Source organism: Bacillus sp. DU-106, from assembly GCF_004799705.1.
Lineage (GTDB): Bacteria > Bacillota > Bacilli > Bacillales > Bacillaceae_G > Bacillus_A > Bacillus_A cereus.
Window position 1 is genome coordinate 1,176,053 of sequence record NZ_CP026607.1, and the last position, 20,671, is coordinate 1,196,723.

A 20,671-nucleotide genomic window follows, 5' to 3' on the forward strand; every position below is an offset into this window, starting at 1 on the left:
TTGCTTATTCTACGGGTGTAAACTTTTTTAGTGAGATGTATCCACTAGTGAAACATATTCACTAGTGGAATTTTCACTTTAGCGTGCTTTTTTTTGTTTGGCAAGGAAAAAGCGTTTTACTTTGTTATTTGTATGGCGAACAGGTATGTTATGTTGCGTTAATAAATGAATAAATGCAGCTTTTCCTGTTTCTTCATCTTGCACTTCAAATTCAATTTCATAATCATCGTGATTGTAATAGAAACTATGATCAAAGACAAGCGTTCCGCCTTTAAATAATGTTTCTGCTCTTTCTGTTGTTAAACTACCCATATATGTTAAAGCAGAAACAGGAATTTGTAATTTGTGTAATTGATCTACTACTGCTCCTTGAATGATTGTGTTTGTTTCCATCATCATTTTTGCTTCGTCTTCTGTTACGACTTGATGCGTTTCTAATAAACCGATTTCTGCAGGTTGTTTCAACGTTAACGTATAAGTTTCTCCTTTATGACGAATACGAAGTGCAGAGCCAGCTTCTTTTAACGAGAAGTCAGGTGTTTCAAAGTAGTGATTCACTTGTTTTGTAAATGCTTCAATAGAAAACGATTTACATAATGTATCGAATTCTTCTTTTGTAACGATATTTTTGAATTCAATTTCAATTTCTTGTGTCATTGTATAATCTCCTTTTGAAAAATAATTCTTTACACATTATCGCTTTTTCATAAATTTGGTTCAATGTTTTATTTGTTTGCGTCCATGTTATGATACAATAATACTGTTAAGTAAGACAGGAAGTTGAGATGGAGGAGTTAGAGCATGCAAAATAAAATCCAAGTTAAGAGCGTAGAAAAGAGAGAGAATGCTCTTATTTTTTGTGCGGAAAATAGTGAAATAGAGGTAAAGGAGTTAAGTGCGCGTAATCACGTACTTGTAGACTCAGACAATTTATCATTTTTATATATCTTAGAAAATGAATCATCTTTCATTTATGTAAGTATTCCGCACACATGCTGGGAAGCAATGCATGAAGCGATGAATAACGATGTGGTTATGTTCGTTCGCGTGAATGACATTGAAATGGAATTAGAAGGATTAAAAGAAGAAGTAGAATATTTAGTTGAAAATATTGAAGGTAATGCAAATTACGGAGAAGAATTAGTAACTGCTGTAGAAAAAGTATTTCTATAAGCAAATGGATTGATTTTGGTGGTGGTTGAAATGAATCGAAATTGGGAAGAATTTTTAGCACCTTACCACCAAGCGGTGGCAGAGCTAAAAGTGAAACTAAAAGGAATGCGTACTCAATTTGCAATGTTAACAGAGCATTCTCCAATTGAGTTTGTAACAGGAAGGGTAAAGTCGGTTGCAAGTATTATTGATAAAGCGGAGAAGAGAAATGTACCGCTAGACCGATTGAGAGAAGATATGCAGGATATTGCTGGGCTTAGAATGATGTGTCAATTTGTTGATGAGATTAAGCCTGTTGTAGAATATCTTCGAAAACGAAATGACTTTGAAATCGTGGAAGAACGTGATTATGTCACGCAAAAGAAAGATAGCGGTTATCGTTCTTATCATGTTGTCATTAGTTATCCTGTTCAAACGATTCAAGGTGAACAAAAAGTATTGGTAGAAATCCAAATACGCACGCTAGCAATGAACTTTTGGGCAACAATTGAGCATTCTTTAAATTATAAATATAGTGGACGTTTTCCTGAAGATATTAAAATACGATTGCAACGTGCAGCTGAAGCGGCGTTTTTATTAGATGAAGAAATGTCTTCTATTCGTCTTGAAATTCAAGAAGCGCAAAAGGCTTTTTCAAGAAAGCAAGAAACGAAAGATTCCGAATCATAAACTAAAGGGTGTTGGGCGATGAAATTTACAATTATGTCAAAGGGAGATCAATCATCAGATACACTGGCAAGCACGATGAAAGAGTACTTGCTAGATTTTGGATTTATAATGGATGAAAAGGAACCCGATATTGTAATTTCTGTTGGGGGAGATGGAACGCTTTTATATGCGTTTCATCGTTATTATAATCGATTGGATGAAACAGCATTTGTTGGTGTACATACAGGACATCTAGGTTTCTATGCAGATTGGTTACCAACAGAAGTAGAGAAATTAGTAATTGCGATTGCGAAAACACCATTCCAAGTGGTGGAATATCCGCTTTTAGAAGTTATTATTCGCTATGTGAATGGAAGTAAAGAGTCACAGTATTTAGCGATGAATGAGGCGACTGTAAAAAGTGCAGAAGGTACATTAGTAACAGAAGTAGAAATACGCGGAGAATATTTTGAAACATTCCGCGGAGATGGCCTTTGTATCTCTACTCCTTCAGGAAGTACCGCGTATAATAAAGCGCTTGGCGGAGCAATTATTCACCCATCTATTGAAGCGATTCAAATTGCAGAAATGGCGTCCATTAACAATCGTGTATTTCGTACTGTAGGATCGCCACTCGTATTGCCGAAGCATCATACATGTGTGTTAAAGCCAGCTGCAGGAATGAACTTACAAATTACAGTGGATCATTTAACGATGGTTCATCAAGATGTGAAATCAATCCAGTATCGCGTCGCAAACGAGAAAGTACGATTTGTTCGTTTCCGCCCATTCCCGTTCTGGAAACGAGTTCGTGACTCGTTTGTTGCAGATAAATAGAAAGGGTTATATATTTGAACAGATTTACATTGAAATGGGATATAGGGCCGGCTCAAGAGGGAACTTTAGTTAGGGAATTTTTGAAAACGAAAGGTATTTCTAAAGCCGCTTTAACGGATATAAAGTTTCATGGCGGAGCAATTGAAGTAAATGGTCAACATGCGAGTGTTCGTCATCAGTTGCGTGCTGGTGAAGAATTACGTGTCTTTTTTCCAGTGGAGGAAAGAAGTGAAGGGATGATGGCAGAAGATATTCCTTTATGCATTATATATGAAGATGACGCGGTTCTTATCATTAATAAAGAGGCGAATATGTCAACGATTCCGTCTAGAGAACATCCGGCAGGAAGTGTTGCCAATGCGCTGTTATCTCATTATGATAAGCAGCATCTTGCAAGTACAGTGCACATCGTAACACGTTTAGATCGTGATACTTCGGGGCTTATGCTTATTGCAAAAAATCGTTTCGTGCATCATCTTTTATCGAAGCAGCATCAACAAAAAGCTGTGAAACGAACGTATGAAGCAATTGTTCACGGAAAGATTGTAGAACGAGAAGGAATGATTGATGCACCAATTGGTCGAAAATCTGATAGCATTATTGAGCGAATAGTTTGTGAGGATGGACAAAGGGCAGTTACTCATTTTAAAGTAATTGATAGTACATATCATAAGACACATGTAGCGCTTGAGCTTGAGACAGGAAGAACGCATCAAATTCGTGTGCATATGGCTCATATAGGACATCCATTACTTGGTGATAGCTTATATGGAGGGAGAAGGGATGAAATGAAACGGCAAGCACTTCATAGTAAATCTTTGACGTTTTATCATCCTATTTTAGAGAAAGAGATGTCTTTCACTATAAAGCTTCCAAGCGATATGCAAGAAGTGTTGCGGCATACTTAAAAAGGGAACAAAATTCTTATATTATAAAGAATTTTGTTCCCTTTTTTCTTAGCGGAATAATATTAAAATTTGGTTTTCACCCGTACGCTTTATAACGAAAAATCCATTTTCGGCTTTTGTAGCAATGCCATTGTCATTTGGAAGACAAAATCCATGTGCTTCGCAAGTGCCGTCATCACGTACTAACATTTGTCCAATTAATCCGACAGGAAGCCACTCGGCGCGATCTTTTCTGGCTACATATTTGCGAGTTGGATCCCATTCTGTATTTAAAAGAGGTTGTATTTCTTCGGTTTCCGTCCATACATATTGGCGTTTTCCAAAGTTATCTGTTTTATAACGTTTTTCCCAACTTAAAGCCCCGCTATTTCCTATAAGGGCAGGGGTTGCACTAGATATTCCTAAAATGAACGAGTCGTGTGAAGTAGCTATCCGAATTTTTTCTTCGCTACTAAATGTAACGAAATAACCGACATCAATAGGTTTATGATCTTCGGTTTCAAACATTTGTGCAAAATCCGTTCCACTTGCATTGTAAGACGCACCCTCAATGTACATTTCTCCATTATGGGCAAGCCATTTAGCCCCGATATTATGGTCGGTGTCGCTTACACCATTTGCAATAAACCAAGAATAAGCTTCTTCTGCAGTGCCGAAGCGCCCCATAATATGGCTACCTGCAAAATGAGCTGTTGATGTATGATGACCTTCCGCATGAGAAGAGGATCCGTTAGCGATAGTTGCGGTTCCTTCTGCGTGTGCTGCTTCGCCTAAAGCAATCGTCTGTTTACCCTCTGCATGAGAATAAGCTCCGCCTGCTGTCGTTTCACTTCCCTCACTATGCGAACTATGTCCAGTTGCTTTTGAGTTTGATCCCTCTGCATGAGAGAAAGAACCTTTTGCGTGTGTTAATAAGCCTTCCGCATGTGCTGCCATGCCCTCCGCATGAGAGTGAAGCCCTTCCGCATATGCATATCGGCCGCCCCTTTTAACTTTTGTATTTTCAGGTGTAGGTGTCTCAATTATGAGTGGTTTTTCAGTTTGTATATCATTCGATGAAGCCAATGCCTCTTTTATTTTTTTTACTTTGTTTATAATAGCAGCTGGAATTTCTGGTTCCACTTTTTTATTTATTGCTACAGAAATATTTTCTTCCGTCTTTTCTTCTGTTTGATTAGAATGTATTACCTGTTCATCTTGATTTGAGAGCTGTTTATTTTTTTGCTGCATTTTTATTTTTCTGCGATCGATTATGCGGCTCATCACAGCATTTTCTAAAGAGACATATGTTGGTTTTACTTTGCTTTTTTTTGATGACTCTTGTTCTTCCAGTTCTTCTATCGCTGCAGCCCGAATACTACACCAGTTGTTAATTCCGTACATGGGCAGATATAAAGGGGGAAATTTTCTTTTTTGTTTAGAAGATTTTTTCTTCATTATGTCACCTCCTGCGACATTATATGTAGTGTAATTAAAAAAAGATGCACTTTATTGCATCTTTTTTTAATTACTTTACCTAGTTTTATATGAGATCTGCCTAAATAATACGGTAATCTTTCGCTAAGTAAGGTAGTTATGAAATTGGACGGAATTTCTCAGCGACAAAAGGTAAAGAAGAAGGAACAGAGATAGTCTCCATTTCAGGATAACGTAATCCGGTTAATTTGCCACCAAATACAGCACCAGTATCAATATTGACTGTCTGATTGACGAATCGAGGTTCTGCTACTGGTGTATGTCCATATACAATCCAAGCTTGCCCCTTGTACTCTTGCGCCCAATCGCGACGGACAGGTGAGCCATCGGCATGCTTTTCTCCTGTAATATCGCCATATAATACAAAGGTTTGTACTTTTTTATCTCGTCTTCCTATGTAATCTTGCCGAATCCCAGCGTGACATACGATTACTCTTTTTTCATCTAGTATGTGGTAGAGCGGTGATTGTTCATAAAGAGTGATAAACTTTTCTTTTATAATGTTTTGCTTATGAGAAGGGAGTGCCTCATATTCAGCAACAGTTGTTTCAAGTCCGTGAGCGACTGTTACATTACGCCCAAGGAAAAATCGATATAGTTTATTACAGTGATTTCCAGGAGCGTAATAAGCTTCTTTTTTATGTATGACAAGTTCCCATACAATTTCAATCATACGTAATGAATGAGGACCACGGTCTGTAATATCGCCAACGAATGCAAGTTTACGTTGGTCAGGGTGAACCGGTAGACCGCTACTCCAGTTATATCCTAGCTTCTCTGTTAAATTTTGAAACTCTTGGAAGCATCCATGAATATCTCCTATAATGTCATATTTCATATTTAAACCTCCATCGTATTTTTCATTAGTATATCTAAAAAAGGATAGAGATAAAAATATAGCGTTTTTGTGTTGTTCATTTAAACATAAAGATTTTCGTTCTTGAGCGAACATTTAAAATGAATCCAATCGCAATCATGTATGTAAGCAGTGAACTTCCTCCGTAACTCATAAGAGGTAATGTTATCCCTGTAATGGGAAGTAATCCGATTGTCATCCCGATATTTTGGAATACTTGGAAAGTAAACATTCCGATTGTACCAGCGCAAATGTAACTACCGAAAGGGTCATTACTTTCTAAAGCAATATGAATCATTCGAAAAATGAGTAAGAAAAAAAGAGAAATAATGACACTTGCGCCTAGAAAGCCAAATTGTTCAGCGACATTAGTGAAAATAAAATCTGTATGTGGTTCTGGAAAATATACTTGTCCATTTTCCCACCCTTTTCCTTGCATTTCTCCGGATCCAGTCGCTAAGAATGCTTGTCTTAATTGATAGCCTTGTGCATCATATTTGTAAGGTGCTAACCATCCGTAGAAGCGATTTAATTGATACTCTTTTAAAATGTGTGCTTTAAAGAAATCTGTGTGAGTAAAAAAAATATATATTAATGTAGATCCAGCAACGAAAGTACCTGAAACTAATCCAAAAATAAAACGCCATCGTATGCCAGAAACTAGTATCATTGCTGCAAGCATCGCTGAAATGACCATTGTGTTTCCTAAATCTGGTTCTTTTGCAATAAGTAGTAGTGGTGGCAAGCTTGTCGCAAATATTTTTCCAAGTAGTAAAAAATCGTCATGTATCGTTTGGGAAAAATATTTCTCATTATGATTTGCTATAATTCGTCCAATGACGATAATTAAAAACAATTTCATAATTTCAGAAGGCTGAAAATTTCCGATGCCTGGGAGCCTGTACCAAGCGGTAGCGCCTTTAATTGTAACGGCACCTGGTACTTGAAGTTCTAGTCCAATAAGTAGTACCATTGCAAAGCTGTACAAATACCAAGCAATTTTTTGATAACGATCGAAGTCGATAATCATAATAACACCAATGGCTATAAATCCAATGAAATACCATTGGATTTGCTTTAGTACAAAATTGACGTTTTGTAAAAATGGCGGTAAAGAGGCTTGCGCACTTGCAATAGCACAACAACTAACAATCCCAATGGCAAATAAAATAAATAGTAATACGTAGTCTATTTGATATTGAGAATTTGGATCTTTCAATGTAGGTATTCCTTTCTACTGCTCTTTATAGTAATGGATTTTATCCCGCATTAATGGGCAGTAAGACCCCCACCTCAAAATTCAGCGAAAGCGAAGAAGTTAGGTGGGGGATCAACTGCCCGTAAAAGCCCGATTGGTGAGAGCTGATTAAAGTTTCACTTTATAGTATGAGAAAGAATGTATGAACTATACGAATGATTCACATATAGTCCATACACTTTTAATTTTGCAGAGTAGTTTAATTGTTTAGCTCTTTAATAATTATATCCAAACAATGAGAGAGACGTACATGTGCGTCAGGAAAAATATCTAGTTGATGAAGATAGTATTTTAAGGAACTTTTACACCATTGGTAAGCACTAAGTAGAGCTGCTCTATAGTCCGTAGTATTTTGTAAAAAGCCATATTCTTTTGCTGTTATAACAAGGTGTGTGAAATCTTCACAACCTTGAAGGAGCTTATTGTGTATTTGTTGTCCAGCATGGTAGCGAAATTGACTTAAAGGCTCAGAAATGTATATTGCATTTCCTTTAGAAAGTAAAGAAATCCATGAGGCCATATCAACACTACAAGAATATTGTCGCTCTTTAAGGGTGCCAAAAGGTTCAGTGAGCAATTCCTTTCGGAACAAAGTAGTTGTAGGCTCACCGATAATGTTGTGTCCGCCCTTTAACATCCAATTACCTAAAAATATCCCGTTTAATGGGGTGTCTTCACTATATAACCTTTGTGTTGGATGGGAATCACCTATTAGATTTCCATGATCATCAATGCGTACTCGATAAGAAGTAACAAGAGCAAGATTTTTATTGGGATCTTGCTCAAAATAGGTCATCATTTTTTGTATTTTATGCTTATAAAACACGTCATCGTCCATTAAAAAATTTATATACTCACCATTTGATTTTTCTATGAGCATAAGGTCATTGTGAAATTGTCCTAGAGTAGGGGTATTTCGAATGTATGTTATATTTTTATAATTTGGTAAGTATTGTTCGCGTATTAAAGTTGCTGTTTCATCATTTGTACTATCATCTCCGATGATGATTTCAATATTTGAATAAGTTTGTGCCAATGCACTTTCTAGAGCAATTTTGAAATAATGAGGCCGATTATAAGTAGGAATAAGGATGGAAACGAGAGGTGGATTTTTTTCATTCATCATACATAACTTCCTTTCAGAAGCTTTTTTTTGTTAGAACAATATCTTGGTAACTTGTATATTCATGTCTGCCGCACCATAAACCGTAATGCGGCTTATTGATTATTTCTAGGCCGTACTTATTCAATAGATTGCAAATATCTGTCTCAGGATAAGCAACTGCGAAATTCGGAATATCTTTATTTACAACGTAGCAATTTTCGATTCGATGATAAAAACCTAATGTACTTTGTCCTGCATTTAAATAATAGGATGATTCAGGGTTTATAAGAAAGAATGTAATGAAACATCTCCCGTCTTTTTTTAATACACGTACAATTTCAGATACGTAATGTTCTAATTCTTTTGGGAGAAGATGTGTAAATACAGAAGTTAAAAAGATAAAATCGAATGTTCCGTCTTCATAGGGAAAACGATATTGAGAGGCATCTTCTTTTCCTTCCGGATTATAGAATTGATTGTATATGTCAACATGTTCAAAGTGAAAATTATTACGCATAGTTGAAATGTTATTTTGACACCAAGTAATTCCATCTTTAAACAAATCAAATCCATAATACGCTCCATCATCATTTAAGTAATTCATTAATGGTACAGCCATTCGGCCGACACCGCAGCCTACATCTAATACTTTTTCATTTGATTTTAAAGCACCAATTTGAATAAAATGCTTTAGGAACTCTTTTCCAACCTTTTTGAAGTCGCCACCTACATATTGGACGAGTTCAGGAGGGGGGAGTAAAGTCATTTCTTTGTTAAGTTCACTCATGAGTATACCCCTTTCTTGTATGAGAAGATGCAGTAAATCTATTAATAAAATTTTCAATTTGTAGTGAGAGAATACAGGAAAACAATTGTTATATGTAAGGAGATTCCGAAAAAGAATACTTAATTGGATTAGAAGTGAGAGAAGAATGAGTGAAAATGGAATCTCCTATAGATTAAATCTTTTTTTATTCTTTTCTCCAATAAACGCCAAATACATCAATTTTAGTAATAGGGGCTTTTAAATTTCGTTGGTTTCTAAAGTCTGTCACAGCCTCAGCGCATGGCGGTAGCCCGTAGTCATCGATAATTATATAGCCACCTTTAGAAACTTTATCATATAAGTTCACGAGACCATCCATTGTGGATTCGTACATATCACCATCAAGCCGTGCAATTGCTATTTTTTCAATTGGTGCTGTTGGTAAAGTATCTTTAAACCAACCTTTTAAAAATTTCACTTGATCATTTAGTAAATCATATTTTTTGAAATTCTCTTGTACTTGTTCTAAAGAGACGCGTAAGTAATCGAATGTGTGTAAATAATCACCGTAATCTTTTGGATATTGTTCTAGATTCGGTGCTGGCAAACCTTCAAATGAATCTGCAACCCACACATTACGATCCGTAATGTTGTTTGCTTGTAAAAAACCATTCATAAAAATGCATGATCCTCCGCGCCATACACCTGTTTCAATAAAATCACCTTCTATATTTTCACGAACAACGGTTTCCATCGCCTCTTGTAATTGGTTCATACGTTCTCGACCAATCATGCTATGTGCTGCTCTTGGCCAATCCATTCCATCATGACGTTCACTTTTAGAAACATTTGGTTTTACAATTTTTAAGTTATGGTTTTCAGCATATTGCTTAATGAATAAAGGGAGGGGGACTGTAACTGGTTCGAATTCTAGTTCTTTTGAAATATGTAGAGATGCGGGTAAGTATGCCTCATATTCTAACCATATTTCAAATAAAATGGTCTTCTTTAGCAATTCGAGATAAAGCTGAACAGCAGATTTACTTTCCATATTTGTGCCTCCTGCAAAATGTCATACAACAATATGATTATGTAGATAGCGAATGTTTCATGATTGAATTTGAAATTGAAAAAGCAGTAAAACTGATATCAGTTTTACTGCTAAGTAAAAAATTAAGCGATTTTTTCAATAATAATAGATGCATTTGTACCAAGAGCTAATGATAGCCCAAGTCCTGTAACGATTACTTCAACTAATGATGGAGTTGTCGTAATTTGCGTAATTGCTTGAACAACGATAGGTGCTCCAACTGAGATTAAAGTAGCCCCAGTACCTGGTACAGATACCCCATTTACTTGGATTGTAAGCCCCCCTAATACACTTATTGCCGCAGTATATACGATAACAGTGATTTTATAGAATCCAGTTTCAGCAATAACGAAAGTATCAGCATCTAATTGAGAAATTGCTGTACCAAACTGAGATCCAACAGTATTAAATGGTACTGGAGCATTTAGTCCAAGATCTAAAGAAATTCCAGCGGAGTTAAATGCATACAATCCTGCTGGAAGTCCTAGTCCGGATGGTCCAGTCGGTCCAGTCGGTCCAGTAGCCCCAGTCGGTCCAGTAGCTCCAGTAGCTCCAGTGTCACCAGTCGGCCCTGTAGGTCCAGTAGCCCCAGTGTCACCAGTCGGCCCCGTAGGTCCAGTAGCCCCAGTGTCACCAGTCGGCCCCGTAGGTCCAGTAGCCCCAGTGTCACCAGTCGGCCCCGTAGGTCCAGTAGCCCCAGTGTCACCAGTCGGCCCCGTAGGTCCAGTAGTCCCAGTGCCACCAGTCGGCCCCGTAGGTCCAGTCGGCCCCGTAGGTCCAGTAGGTCCAGTTGGCCCGGTAGGTACAGTCGGCCCTGTAGGTCCAGTCGGTCCAGTCGGCCCGGTCGGCCCAGTCGGAAGGGTAAACGGTGGTATCGGTGGTAATGTTGGTCCTACAAGATTAGGGTCAAATGCACTAGCTGATAAAGATTCATCGGGATTTAATCCATTTGAATAATTATTATTTGACATAAATTCACCTCCATAAAGCGTTCATTATATAGTAGATGCAAAACCGAAAGAAAATGACACGGACATTTGAATTATTGAAAAGAAATCTTAAACTACTTGAACAATTTAAAAAAATGGAAAGTTTAGTATATGTATAACATATGATTGATTTGGAAGAGGGTGATTATGTTGAACAAGCAAGGAATTACAATTAGTTTATGTATGATTGTTCGAGATGAGGAGGAGACAATAGCCCGTTGTTTAGAAACAGTTGAAAAAATTGTGGATGAAATTATAGTAGTTGATACAGGTTCCGTCGATCGAACGAAAGAAATCGTAGAGAAATATACTTCTAACATATATGATTTCCAGTGGATTGATGATTTTGCAGCAGCAAGAAATTTTTCTTTTTCAAAAGCGACGCAAGAGTATATATTGTGGCTAGATGCAGATGATGTCTTATTAGAAGATGCTCAAGAAGCATTGAAACTTTTAAAAAGAGAATTAGATCCTAAAATTGATGCTGTTTCGATGCCTTATCACCTTGCAATGGATTCTAACGGGAAACCTTTATATTGTACAAAAAGAAATCGACTTGTAAAGCGTGAAAAACAATTTCAATGGTTTGGAAAGGTTCATGAGTATTTAGCTATTTCTGGTGAGGTTTTTAGTAGTAATGTTGCTATTACACATAAAAAAGAAAAAAAAGTAACAAATCGTAATTTGAAAATTTTTCAAAATACTGTAGCGGCAGGTGAAGAATTAAGTCCGAGAGATTTATTTTATTACGCAAATGAATCTACAGATAACCAAAAATATGATGATGCAGTTCTTCTATATGAAACATTTCTTAATCAAGACGAAGGATGGTATGAAGAGAAAATTTATGCATGTGGTAAGTTAGGAGATTGCTATGCAAAGCTCGGAATGTGGGAGAAGGCAATCGAATCTTGTGTGAAGTCGTTTCGGTATGACGTCCCTAGAGGAGAGAATTGTACAAGAATAGGATATATATATATGGAACAAGAAAAATATAATGAAGCGATATTTTGGTTTAAACTTGCTACGGAAGTACCAATGGCAACGGAAAGTCCTTTCCATAGTCCAGCTAGCTACACATGGCTACCCTATTTACAAATGTGTATTTGTTATAGCAGGTTAGGGGAGCAGGATAAAGCGTATTATTACAATGAATTAGCAGCTTCTTATGTTCCGAATAATGCTGCAATTGAATATAACCGTAAATATTTTCGGGGAGTTTTTGATAAACCATATAAAGTGTAATAGGTTTCGTTTTTTAGAAATGATTTATCGCTATTCTAACTCTAATAGATTGGTTATATATTAGAGTATCAGTAACGTAACCAATATAAATAAAAGATTTTATACTGCTATTTGCGGGCTAATAATCATTGGGGGATGAACAAAATCTGCACTTTATAGAATTCATATGAGATTTATATTTCTAATTCAATTTGCATAAGGAGTGTGTGAAATGAATCGCGAAAAAAGTTCTTTATATGAAGAAAAATCCGAGCATTATTATAATGCAGCGAATCCGAATTTATTAAAGCATATAAAAAAGGAATGGAAAGAAGTTCTTGATATTGGTTGTTCGAGCGGTGCATTGGGAGCAGCTATTAAAGAAAACGGTACACGTGTATCAGGAATAGAGGCATTTCCAGAGGCGGCAGAAAAAGCGAAAGAAAGACTAGATCATGTTATTTTAGGGGATATAGAAAAAATAGATCTTCCTTATGAGGAGGGGCAATTTGATTGCGTCCTATTTGGGGATGTATTAGAGCATTTATTTGATCCGTGGGCTGTGATTGAAAAGGTTAAGCCATATATAAAGCAAAATGGTGTGATTTTAGCAAGTATACCAAACGTTGCTCATATTTCAGTATTAGCTCCCTTACTTGCTGGAAATTGGACGTATACAGAATATGGTTTATTAGATAAAACACATATTCGTTTCTTTACATTCAATGAAATGCTAAGAATGTTTTTAAAAGCAGGATATTCAATTAGTAAAGTAGATCGTGTATATGTTGATCATAAAATGTATGAGCCGCTTATTGAGGAGTTATATGGAATTTGTAAAAAATATCGTCTTGGAAGTGGCTTCATGGCTGAGACAGTTGTATTTCAGTATATTATTGAAGCTGAAAAATCACAATTATGAGTGCTGCAGACAAAACAATATTATTTGTTACATGTATAAATGATCGGAAATTGTATGCAAACTGCGTGCGACATATATTGCAATTGTTAGTACCGCCAGGGTATATTGTCCAATTTATGCCGATTCGAAATGCGAAAAGTATGACGAGTGGATACAATCAAGCCATTTCGCATCCAGCGAAGTATAAAGTGTATTTACATCAAGATGTTTTTATTATAAATAGGGCTTTTTTATACGGATTACTTCAATTATTTGAGGAACATGAAAACCTTGGGATGATTGGGATGGTTGGAGCGCAATATGTTCCTCCGACTGGCGTATGGAACGAAGGGCGTGGAATTGTAGGGAAAGTCATTGGTTATATGAATGATTTGTTTTATATGGCAAGTTTAGAACAACCGTATCATGAATCAAAAACATTTATTCCTGTAGAATGTATTGATGGTTTATTAATGGCCACACAATATGATGTTCCGTGGCGAGAAGACTTATTTGACGGATTTGATTTTTATGATGTATCTCAATCATTTGAATTTAGAAAAGCAGGATATACAGTTGGTGTACCTGTACAGCGCGATGCTTGGTGTATCCATTATCATTTTGATGTGAATATGACGAACTATGAAAAGTATCGGAAAATATTTGTGGAACAATATATGTCAGATGTAAATAAGGAAGAATAAAAGGGGGGACAAAAATGAAAGATCATACAATATTAGTCGTTGTTTGTGTAAATAATGAGGAGCTTTTCAAACAATGTGAGAGCCAAATAAGAAACATTTTTGTTCCCCCAGGTTATGTCGTGCAAATTTTTCCGATACGAGATGCACAAAGTATGGCAAGTGCATACAACCGAGCCCTTTCATATCCAGCGAAATACAAAGTGTATATACATCAAGATACATATCTTATTAATCGAGACATGTTTTCTGCACTTATATCTCTTTTTAAAGAAAATGAAAAGCTTGGTTTAATAGGAGTCGCTGGGGCTCAGTTTTTACCGAATAACGGGATATGGTGGGAAGGAAAAAATTTAGTAGGGAAAGTGATTGAGTATAGAAGACGGAATTATCAATTATTAAATTTAGATCAGGTTTTTTATGGTAATCAACCATTTTTGTCAGTTCAGGCAATTGATGGCTTATTCATGGCAACGCAGTATGATATTCCGTGGCGAGAAGATTTGTTTCAAGGGTTTCACTTTTATGATGTGTCACAGTCTTTAGAGTTTCAAAGGGCTGGTTATTTAATCGGTATCCCAAATCAAGCAAATTTATGGTGTATTCATTACAACGGGGATGAGTTTGATGCGGATACATATGAGAAGTACCGGAAAGTGTTTGTAGAACATTACAAAGATATATTATCTCCATCATAAAGGAGAGATGCAAAGTGAAAGGAATTATTTTAGCAGGTGGTACTGGATCGAGATTATATCCAATAACGAAAGTAACGAATAAGCATTTACTTCCTGTTGGTCGGTATCCAATGATTTATCATGCGGTATATAAGCTAAAACAATGCGATATTACAGATATTATGATTATTACAGGTAAAGAGCATATGGGGGATGTTGTTAGCTTTTTAGGGAGTGGTCATGAATTTGGAGTGTCCTTTACGTATCGTGTGCAAGATAAAGCGGGCGGGATCGCACAGGCGTTAGGGCTTTGTGAAGATTTCGTCGGGAATGATCGTATGGTAGTTATATTAGGGGATAATATTTTTTCAGATGATATTCTTCCGTATGTTGAAGAGTTTGCAAATCAAAAAGAAGGTGCGAAAGTGCTATTGCAATCTGTAGAAGATCCCGAAAGATTTGGCGTAGCACATATTCAAAACCGAAAAATAGTTAAAATTGAAGAAAAGCCGAAAGAGCCGAAAAGTTCTTATGCGGTTACGGGAATTTATTTGTATGATTCGAAAGTCTTTTCTTATATTAAAGAATTAAAACCTTCTGCACGGGGAGAACTTGAAATTACAGATATAAATAATTGGTATTTAAAACGAGGGGTACTTACTTATAATGAAATGAACGGCTGGTGGACTGATGCGGGAACTCATGCTTCGCTTCAAAAGGCGAATACGTTAGCGCGTGATATTAATTTTGGGAAACAGTTTAACGGAGAATAGGTGAGAATATGAAAGTTGTAGAAACAAATTTTACCGATGCAAAATTGTTAGAACCGAGGTTGTTTGGAGACGAGCGTGGCTTTTTTTCAGAGAGTTATAATAAGCAGGTGCTAGAAACATTAGGGATAACGTATTCATTTGTACAGGATAACGTATCTTATTCGGCTAAGGCAGGAACGATTCGAGGACTACACTTTCAAAAAAAACCGAAAGCACAAACGAAACTCATTCAAGTTATGCAAGGGGCAATTTATGATGTTATCGTTGATTTACGAAAAAAATCACCAACATTTAAACAATGGAAAGGATATATTTTAAGTGCAGATAACCATCGGCAATTACTAGTGCCAAAAGGGTTTGCGCATGGATTTTGCACGCTTGTTCCGCATACTATCGTTATGTATAAAGTAGATGAATATTATAGCGCAGAGCATGACTCAGGATTACTTTGGGAAGATAAAGATTTAGCAATTCCTTGGCCAGTAACCGATCCTATATTGTCCGATAAGGATCAGATATTACCATTATTAGAGGAATATGAAGATAGTTTTTAAGTAGGAGCGTTGTTTATGAATATATTAGTAACAGGTGGGGCTGGATTTATTGGAAGTAATTTCGTTCATTACATGCTACAAAGTTATGAAACATATAAAATTATTAATTACGATGCATTAACATATAGCGGGAATTTAAATAACGTAAAATCTCTTCTGGATCACCCGAATTACTCTTTTGTAAAGGGAGAAATTCAAAATGGAGAGCTATTAGAACACGTTATAAAAGAGCGGGACGTACAAGTGATTGTAAATTTTGCAGCTGAATCACATGTGGACCGTAGTATTGAAAATCCGATTCCTTTTTATGATACAAATGTAATTGGGACGGTCACTTTATTAGAACTAGTTAAAAAATATTCGCATATAAAACTTGTGCAAGTATCAACGGATGAAGTGTATGGCTCTTTAGGAAAAACAGGGAAGTTCACAGAGAAAACGCCGTTAGCTCCAAATAGTCCATATTCTTCAAGTAAGGCGAGCGCGGACATGATAGCTCTATCTTACTACAAAACATATCAATTACCGGTTATAGTAACGCGTTGTTCTAACAATTATGGACCGTACCAGTATCCTGAAAAATTAATTCCATTAATGGTTACGAATGCACTAGAAGGAAAAAAACTACCGTTATATGGTGATGGTTTAAATGTAAGAGATTGGTTACATGTAACGGATCATTGCAGTGCGATTGACGTTGTTTTGCATAAGGGACGTGTCGGAGAAGTATATAATATAGGTGGAAATAATGAAAAAACAAATGTAGAAGTTGTGGAACAAATTATTACTCTTTTAGGAAAAACAAAAAAAGACATTGAATATGTTACAGATCGTTTAGGGCACGATCGTCGTTATGCGATTGATGCAGAGAAAATGAAGAATGAATTTGATTGGGAACCGAAATATACGTTTGAACAAGGATTACAAGAGACGGTGAAATGGTATGAAAAGAATAAGGAATGGTGGAAACCACTAAAAGACCAGTAAGGGGCATGTTAAATGAAAGAGAGGGTTATCATAACAGGAGCAAACGGTCAATTAGGAAAGCAACTATTTGAAGAGTTAGACTCTGAAGAATATGATATATATCCATTTGATAAAAAGTTATTAGATGTGACAAATATATCCCGAATACAACAAGTGGTACAAGAAATAAAACCACATATAATTATTCATTGTGCTGCCTATACGAAAGTAGATCATGCGGAGAAAGAACAGGATCTTGCATATAGAATAAATGCAATCGGAGCTCGAAATGTAGCGGTTGCTTCACAATTAGTAGGGGCGAAGCTAGTTTATATTAGTACTGATTATGTATTTCAAGGCGCCAGACCAGATGGATACGACGAATTTCATAGTCCAGCGCCGATAAATATATATGGGGCCTCTAAGTATGCGGGGGAGCAGTTCGTCAAAGAGTTACATAATAAATATTTTATCGTTCGCACATCGTGGCTATATGGTAAATATGGGAATAATTTCGTGAAAACGATGATGCGATTAGGAAAAGAAAGAGATGAAATATCTGTTGTAGCGGATCAAGTTGGCTCTCCTACGTATGTGGCGGATTTGAATATGGTTATTAATAAGCTCATTCATACTTCTTTATACGGTACATACCACGTATCAAACAGAGGCTCATGCTCTTGGTTTGAATTTGCACAAAAGATATTTTCGTACGCCAATATGAAAGTGAATGTATTACCTGTTTCAACGGAAGAATTCGGGGCTGCGGCTGCGAGGCCCAAATATTCTATTTTTCAACATAACATGCTAAGATTAAATGGTTTTTCACAAATGCCGTCTTGGGAAGAAGGATTAGAGCGGTTTTTTATAGAAACCAAAAGTCATTAACAAATTTCTGTTAATGACTTTTTTGTTTGCCTTTAAGCGGTTTTATGGTACTATAATTATAGTATCAGGTACTAATAACAAGTATAAGTATTTCTGGGAGGATATATCATGGAACTATTACAAGGGAAAACATTTGTTGTTATGGGCGTTGCGAACCAAAGAAGTATTGCATGGGGAATAGCTCGCTCTTTGCATAATGCAGGTGCAAAATTAATATTCACATATGCAGGAGAACGTTTAGAAAGAAACGTTCGTGAATTAGCGGACACATTAGAAGGACAAGAATCACTTGTATTACCTTGTGATGTAACGAATGATGAGGAACTTACAGCTTGCTTTGAAACAATTAAACAAGAAGTAGGTACTATTCACGGTGTAGCACATTGTATTGCTTTTGCAAATCGCGATGACTTAAAAGGTGAATTTGTAGATACTTCTCGCGATGGATTTTTACTTGCACAAAATATTAGTGCATTCTCTTTAACAGCTGTAGCAAGAGAAGCGAAGAAAGTAATGACAGAAGGCGGAAATATTTTAACGTTAACATACCTTGGTGGCGAGCGCGTTGTGAAAAATTATAACGTTATGGGTGTTGCGAAAGCTTCATTAGAAGCGAGCGTGAAATATTTAGCGAACGATTTAGGTCAACACGGTATTCGTGTTAACGCTATTTCTGCAGGACCAATTCGTACGTTATCTGCAAAAGGCGTAGGCGATTTCAACTCAATCTTAAGAGAAATTGAGGAGCGCGCACCACTTCGTCGTACAACAACGCAAGAAGAAGTTGGCGATACAGCAGTATTCCTATTCAGTGATTTAGCACGCGGTGTAACAGGAGAAAACATTCATGTTGATTCAGGGTATCATATCCTAGGATAAATATAATATTAATTTTTAAAGGACAATCTCTAAATGCTGAGATTGTCCTTTTATTTGTTCTGAGAAAGAACGATTTTTAACGAAAGTTCTTGCCACATGATGAATATAACTATAATAGTACACGATTTATTCAGCTACGTATGGAAGTGGGAGGGACGAGTGTGAAGAATAAAAATAAAAGTTCAACAGTTGGAAAACCGTTGTTATATATCACGCAAGTAAGTTTAGAACTTGCTGCACCGAAAATAAAAAGGATTATCCTGACAAACTTTGAAAATGAAGATCAAAAAGAAAAAAGTAACATACAGGAAAATGTTGTAAGTAGTGCTGTGGAAGAGGTAATAGAACAAGAACAACAAGAAGAACAGCAAGTGGAAGGGAAAATAGAAGAAGAGGAAAAAGAAGAGCATGCAGAACAAGAAGAGCAAGAACAAGAACCAGTAAGAACCGTCCCACATAATAAATCATTTAAGGATATGAATAATGATGAAAAAATTCATTTTTTACTAAACCGCCCTCATTATATTCCGAAAGTAAGGTGCAGAATAAAAACAGCTACAGTTTCTTATGTTGGATCGATCATATCGTATCGTAATGGCATTGTATCTATTATGCCGCAAAATAGTATGAGAGATATTAGGTTGTCTATAGATGATATCCAATCGATTAGTATGGCCGGCTTTTAAATATGTAAAGGTGGTAGAAACTTTCTACCACCCCAATAGTTTTTTAGTTTACTTCACTTATTAGATAGTAACGTCGCGTAAGCATTGAATCGCACAGAAACAGCTTAAATCAACAGTAATGCAAGTAGATGTTGATACTAGTCTTGCATTTGGTACGGCTAAAAACGTACAAATTGGGTCATCAGTAGGTGGTACAGGAGAGCTATCACCTAATACTACACTTAATACACGTAGTACAGCACAGCTATCATCATCTACACTTTCCACACGGAAAATGGGAGATCTGCAGCTAGTAAGGCTTGAAGATGGTGCAAATGCTTCAAAAGGATCTCCAGTTTTTGTGTATAAAATAAAAGGGCGTGTATTCGCTACTGATGCAGTATTGTGTGCACCTAAGAATGGGATTTCACAACCAGATCCACATGTTGTTGTAGAACAATCTTGTAATTCATTGATGAATTTTACAACGTCAACTACACAATGAGAAGAGCCATGGTGTTTATTTTCGTTACAACTCATTAATGTCACTCCTTATCTTCTTGTTTGTATTTACATTAATAAGATATTGGAGTCGAGGAGATTTGGTCACAATCTCAAGACCTTTTTTTTTAAATAGGCGAAAGAGGATAAGGGAAGGTGGAATTATGCTGTTTACAAGCTGGCTTTTATTTTTTATTTTTGCGTTAGCTGCTTTTAGGCTCACTCGTTTAATTGTTTATGATAAAATTACAGCCTTTTTGCGAAGACCATTTATTGATGAATTAGAGATTACGGAGCCGGATGGAAGTGTATCAACGTTTACAAAAGTGAAAGGTAATGGATTAAGAAAGTGGATTGGCGAATTGTTAAGCTGTTATTGGTGTACAGGTGTATGGGTTAGTGCTTTTTTATTAGTCTTATATAATTGGATCCCTATCGTTGCGGAACCGTTACTTGCATTATTAGCTATTGCAGGAGCGGCAGCCATCATTGAAACAATTACAGGATATTTTATGGGAGAATAATATATTTTCATAATACGAGAAAAAGCGGAGTTTAAAAGAATGAGGGAACGGAAATAAAGAGTTGTTCATATAGTAAATAGACAGAATTGACAGTAGAGGAGATGTTTGCTGTGAGCAATAATCCAAGGCAAAATTCATATGACCTGCAGCAGTGGTATCATATACAGCAACAACACCAAGCACAACAACAGGCACAACAGGCATATCAAGAACAATTACAACAACAAGGATTTGTGAAGAAAAAGGGATGCAATTGTGGGAAAAAGAAGAACACAATAAAACAATATGAAGAATGAAACACTCATGCTACTG

General features: G+C 36.4%; 25 protein-coding genes. 16 read left to right on the top strand and 9 right to left on the bottom strand.

Going from position 1 to position 20,671, the window contains the following annotated elements; translation table 11 throughout:
- Positions 1–78: 78 nt before the first annotated feature.
- The gene (locus tag C3Y97_RS06065) at positions 79–657 is read right to left on the bottom strand and encodes a CYTH domain-containing protein (RefSeq protein ID WP_000191121.1); all 579 of its coding nucleotides are present in this window, start codon (positions 655–657) and stop codon (positions 79–81) included.
- A gap of 144 nt (positions 658–801) precedes the next feature.
- Between C3Y97_RS06065 and C3Y97_RS06070 the strand changes: the two genes are divergently transcribed.
- From C3Y97_RS06070 to C3Y97_RS06085, 4 genes are read left to right on the top strand one after another with little or no spacing between them, the layout of a single operon-like run.
- Positions 802–1,173, top strand: coding sequence for a UPF0738 family protein (locus tag C3Y97_RS06070; protein ID WP_001180003.1), 372 nt, complete (start codon positions 802–804; stop codon positions 1,171–1,173).
- Positions 1,174–1,203: 30 nt separating this feature from the next.
- Positions 1,204–1,842: a GTP diphosphokinase gene (yjbM, locus tag C3Y97_RS06075; RefSeq protein ID WP_001081482.1), complete on the top strand. Its 639-nt coding sequence runs from the start codon at positions 1,204–1,206 to the stop codon at positions 1,840–1,842.
- Between the two features lie 18 nt (positions 1,843–1,860).
- Positions 1,861–2,658: an NAD kinase gene (locus C3Y97_RS06080; protein ID WP_000673190.1), complete on the top strand. Its 798-nt coding sequence runs from the start codon at positions 1,861–1,863 to the stop codon at positions 2,656–2,658.
- 14 nt (positions 2,659–2,672) lie between these two features.
- On the top strand, positions 2,673–3,566 hold the full coding sequence (locus tag C3Y97_RS06085) for an RluA family pseudouridine synthase (RefSeq protein WP_136363198.1): 894 nt from the start codon (positions 2,673–2,675) through the stop codon (positions 3,564–3,566).
- Positions 3,567–3,614: 48 nt separating this feature from the next.
- On the opposite strand, the gene C3Y97_RS06090 is transcribed toward C3Y97_RS06085, so the two are convergent.
- The 7 genes from C3Y97_RS06090 to C3Y97_RS06120 form a co-directional block, all read right to left on the bottom strand.
- Positions 3,615–5,003: a peptidase G2 autoproteolytic cleavage domain-containing protein gene (locus C3Y97_RS06090; protein ID WP_000730517.1), complete on the bottom strand. Its 1,389-nt coding sequence runs from the start codon at positions 5,001–5,003 to the stop codon at positions 3,615–3,617.
- A gap of 136 nt (positions 5,004–5,139) precedes the next feature.
- Positions 5,140–5,880, bottom strand: a complete 741-nt coding sequence (gene prpE / locus C3Y97_RS06095; protein WP_000872698.1) for a bis(5'-nucleosyl)-tetraphosphatase PrpE — start codon at positions 5,878–5,880, stop codon at positions 5,140–5,142.
- 76 nt (positions 5,881–5,956) lie between these two features.
- Positions 5,957–7,117, bottom strand: a complete 1,161-nt coding sequence (locus tag C3Y97_RS06100; protein WP_000654702.1) for an FtsW/RodA/SpoVE family cell cycle protein — start codon at positions 7,115–7,117, stop codon at positions 5,957–5,959.
- Positions 7,118–7,355: 238 nt separating this feature from the next.
- Complete coding sequence (locus tag C3Y97_RS06105; RefSeq protein WP_000980807.1) at positions 7,356–8,282, bottom strand: glycosyltransferase family 2 protein; 927 nt, start codon at positions 8,280–8,282, stop codon at positions 7,356–7,358.
- Between the two features lie 13 nt (positions 8,283–8,295).
- Positions 8,296–9,048, bottom strand: coding sequence for a class I SAM-dependent methyltransferase (locus C3Y97_RS06110; RefSeq protein WP_001292843.1), 753 nt, complete (start codon positions 9,046–9,048; stop codon positions 8,296–8,298).
- A 184-nt stretch (positions 9,049–9,232) separates the two neighbouring features.
- Entirely contained in the window at positions 9,233–10,078 is an 846-nt protein-coding gene (locus C3Y97_RS06115) for a TylF/MycF family methyltransferase (RefSeq protein ID WP_000444381.1), read from the bottom strand.
- A gap of 122 nt (positions 10,079–10,200) precedes the next feature.
- Positions 10,201–11,088 (bottom strand): BclA C-terminal domain-containing protein, encoded by an 888-nt coding sequence (locus tag C3Y97_RS06120; protein ID WP_078223926.1) that lies wholly within the window; start codon positions 11,086–11,088, stop codon positions 10,201–10,203.
- A gap of 165 nt (positions 11,089–11,253) precedes the next feature.
- On the opposite strand from C3Y97_RS06120, the gene C3Y97_RS06125 reads away from it, so the two are divergent.
- The 10 genes from C3Y97_RS06125 (at position 11,254) to C3Y97_RS06170 (ending at position 19,355) form a co-directional block, all read left to right on the top strand.
- Positions 11,254–12,351, top strand: coding sequence for a glycosyltransferase (locus tag C3Y97_RS06125; RefSeq protein WP_000932913.1), 1,098 nt, complete (start codon positions 11,254–11,256; stop codon positions 12,349–12,351).
- A 211-nt stretch (positions 12,352–12,562) separates the two neighbouring features.
- Entirely contained in the window at positions 12,563–13,252 is a 690-nt protein-coding gene (locus C3Y97_RS06130; RefSeq protein ID WP_001078432.1) for a class I SAM-dependent methyltransferase, read from the top strand.
- Complete coding sequence (locus C3Y97_RS06135) at positions 13,249–13,935, top strand: glycosyltransferase family protein (RefSeq protein ID WP_001271190.1); 687 nt, start codon at positions 13,249–13,251, stop codon at positions 13,933–13,935. The genes C3Y97_RS06130 and C3Y97_RS06135 overlap by 4 nt, the downstream gene beginning before the upstream one ends.
- A gap of 14 nt (positions 13,936–13,949) precedes the next feature.
- Positions 13,950–14,630 carry a glycosyltransferase family protein gene (locus tag C3Y97_RS06140; protein WP_000651521.1) on the top strand — a complete coding sequence of 227 codons (681 nt, stop codon included), beginning with the start codon at positions 13,950–13,952 and terminating at the stop codon, positions 14,628–14,630.
- A gap of 14 nt (positions 14,631–14,644) precedes the next feature.
- Positions 14,645–15,382: a sugar phosphate nucleotidyltransferase gene (locus tag C3Y97_RS06145; RefSeq protein WP_086692538.1), complete on the top strand. Its 738-nt coding sequence runs from the start codon at positions 14,645–14,647 to the stop codon at positions 15,380–15,382.
- Between the two features lie 8 nt (positions 15,383–15,390).
- Positions 15,391–15,936 (top strand): dTDP-4-dehydrorhamnose 3,5-epimerase, encoded by a 546-nt coding sequence (gene rfbC, locus C3Y97_RS06150; protein ID WP_000869415.1) that lies wholly within the window; start codon positions 15,391–15,393, stop codon positions 15,934–15,936.
- Positions 15,937–15,951: 15 nt separating this feature from the next.
- The gene (gene rfbB / locus C3Y97_RS06155) at positions 15,952–16,923 is read left to right on the top strand and encodes a dTDP-glucose 4,6-dehydratase (RefSeq protein WP_001024161.1); all 972 of its coding nucleotides are present in this window, start codon (positions 15,952–15,954) and stop codon (positions 16,921–16,923) included.
- A 12-nt stretch (positions 16,924–16,935) separates the two neighbouring features.
- On the top strand, positions 16,936–17,790 hold the full coding sequence (gene rfbD, locus C3Y97_RS06160) for a dTDP-4-dehydrorhamnose reductase (RefSeq protein ID WP_000664653.1): 855 nt from the start codon (positions 16,936–16,938) through the stop codon (positions 17,788–17,790).
- A gap of 108 nt (positions 17,791–17,898) precedes the next feature.
- Positions 17,899–18,669, top strand: coding sequence for an enoyl-ACP reductase FabI (gene fabI, locus C3Y97_RS06165; protein ID WP_000421886.1), 771 nt, complete (start codon positions 17,899–17,901; stop codon positions 18,667–18,669).
- A 140-nt stretch (positions 18,670–18,809) separates the two neighbouring features.
- On the top strand, positions 18,810–19,355 hold the full coding sequence (locus tag C3Y97_RS06170; protein ID WP_081097594.1) for a spore coat CotO family protein: 546 nt from the start codon (positions 18,810–18,812) through the stop codon (positions 19,353–19,355).
- 60 nt (positions 19,356–19,415) lie between these two features.
- On the opposite strand, the gene exsY is transcribed toward C3Y97_RS06170, so the two are convergent.
- Entirely contained in the window at positions 19,416–19,874 is a 459-nt protein-coding gene (gene exsY, locus C3Y97_RS06175; protein ID WP_001277738.1) for an exosporium assembly protein ExsY, read from the bottom strand.
- Positions 19,875–19,999: 125 nt separating this feature from the next.
- On the opposite strand from exsY, the gene C3Y97_RS06180 reads away from it, so the two are divergent.
- Together C3Y97_RS06180 and C3Y97_RS06185 are read left to right on the top strand one after the other, a co-directional pair.
- Complete coding sequence (locus C3Y97_RS06180) at positions 20,000–20,359, top strand: DUF1360 domain-containing protein (RefSeq protein ID WP_000899664.1); 360 nt, start codon at positions 20,000–20,002, stop codon at positions 20,357–20,359.
- Between the two features lie 101 nt (positions 20,360–20,460).
- On the top strand, positions 20,461–20,655 hold the full coding sequence (locus C3Y97_RS06185) for a cytochrome C oxidase subunit III (RefSeq protein ID WP_086692540.1): 195 nt from the start codon (positions 20,461–20,463) through the stop codon (positions 20,653–20,655).
- The last annotated feature ends 16 nt before the right edge of the window (positions 20,656–20,671 follow it).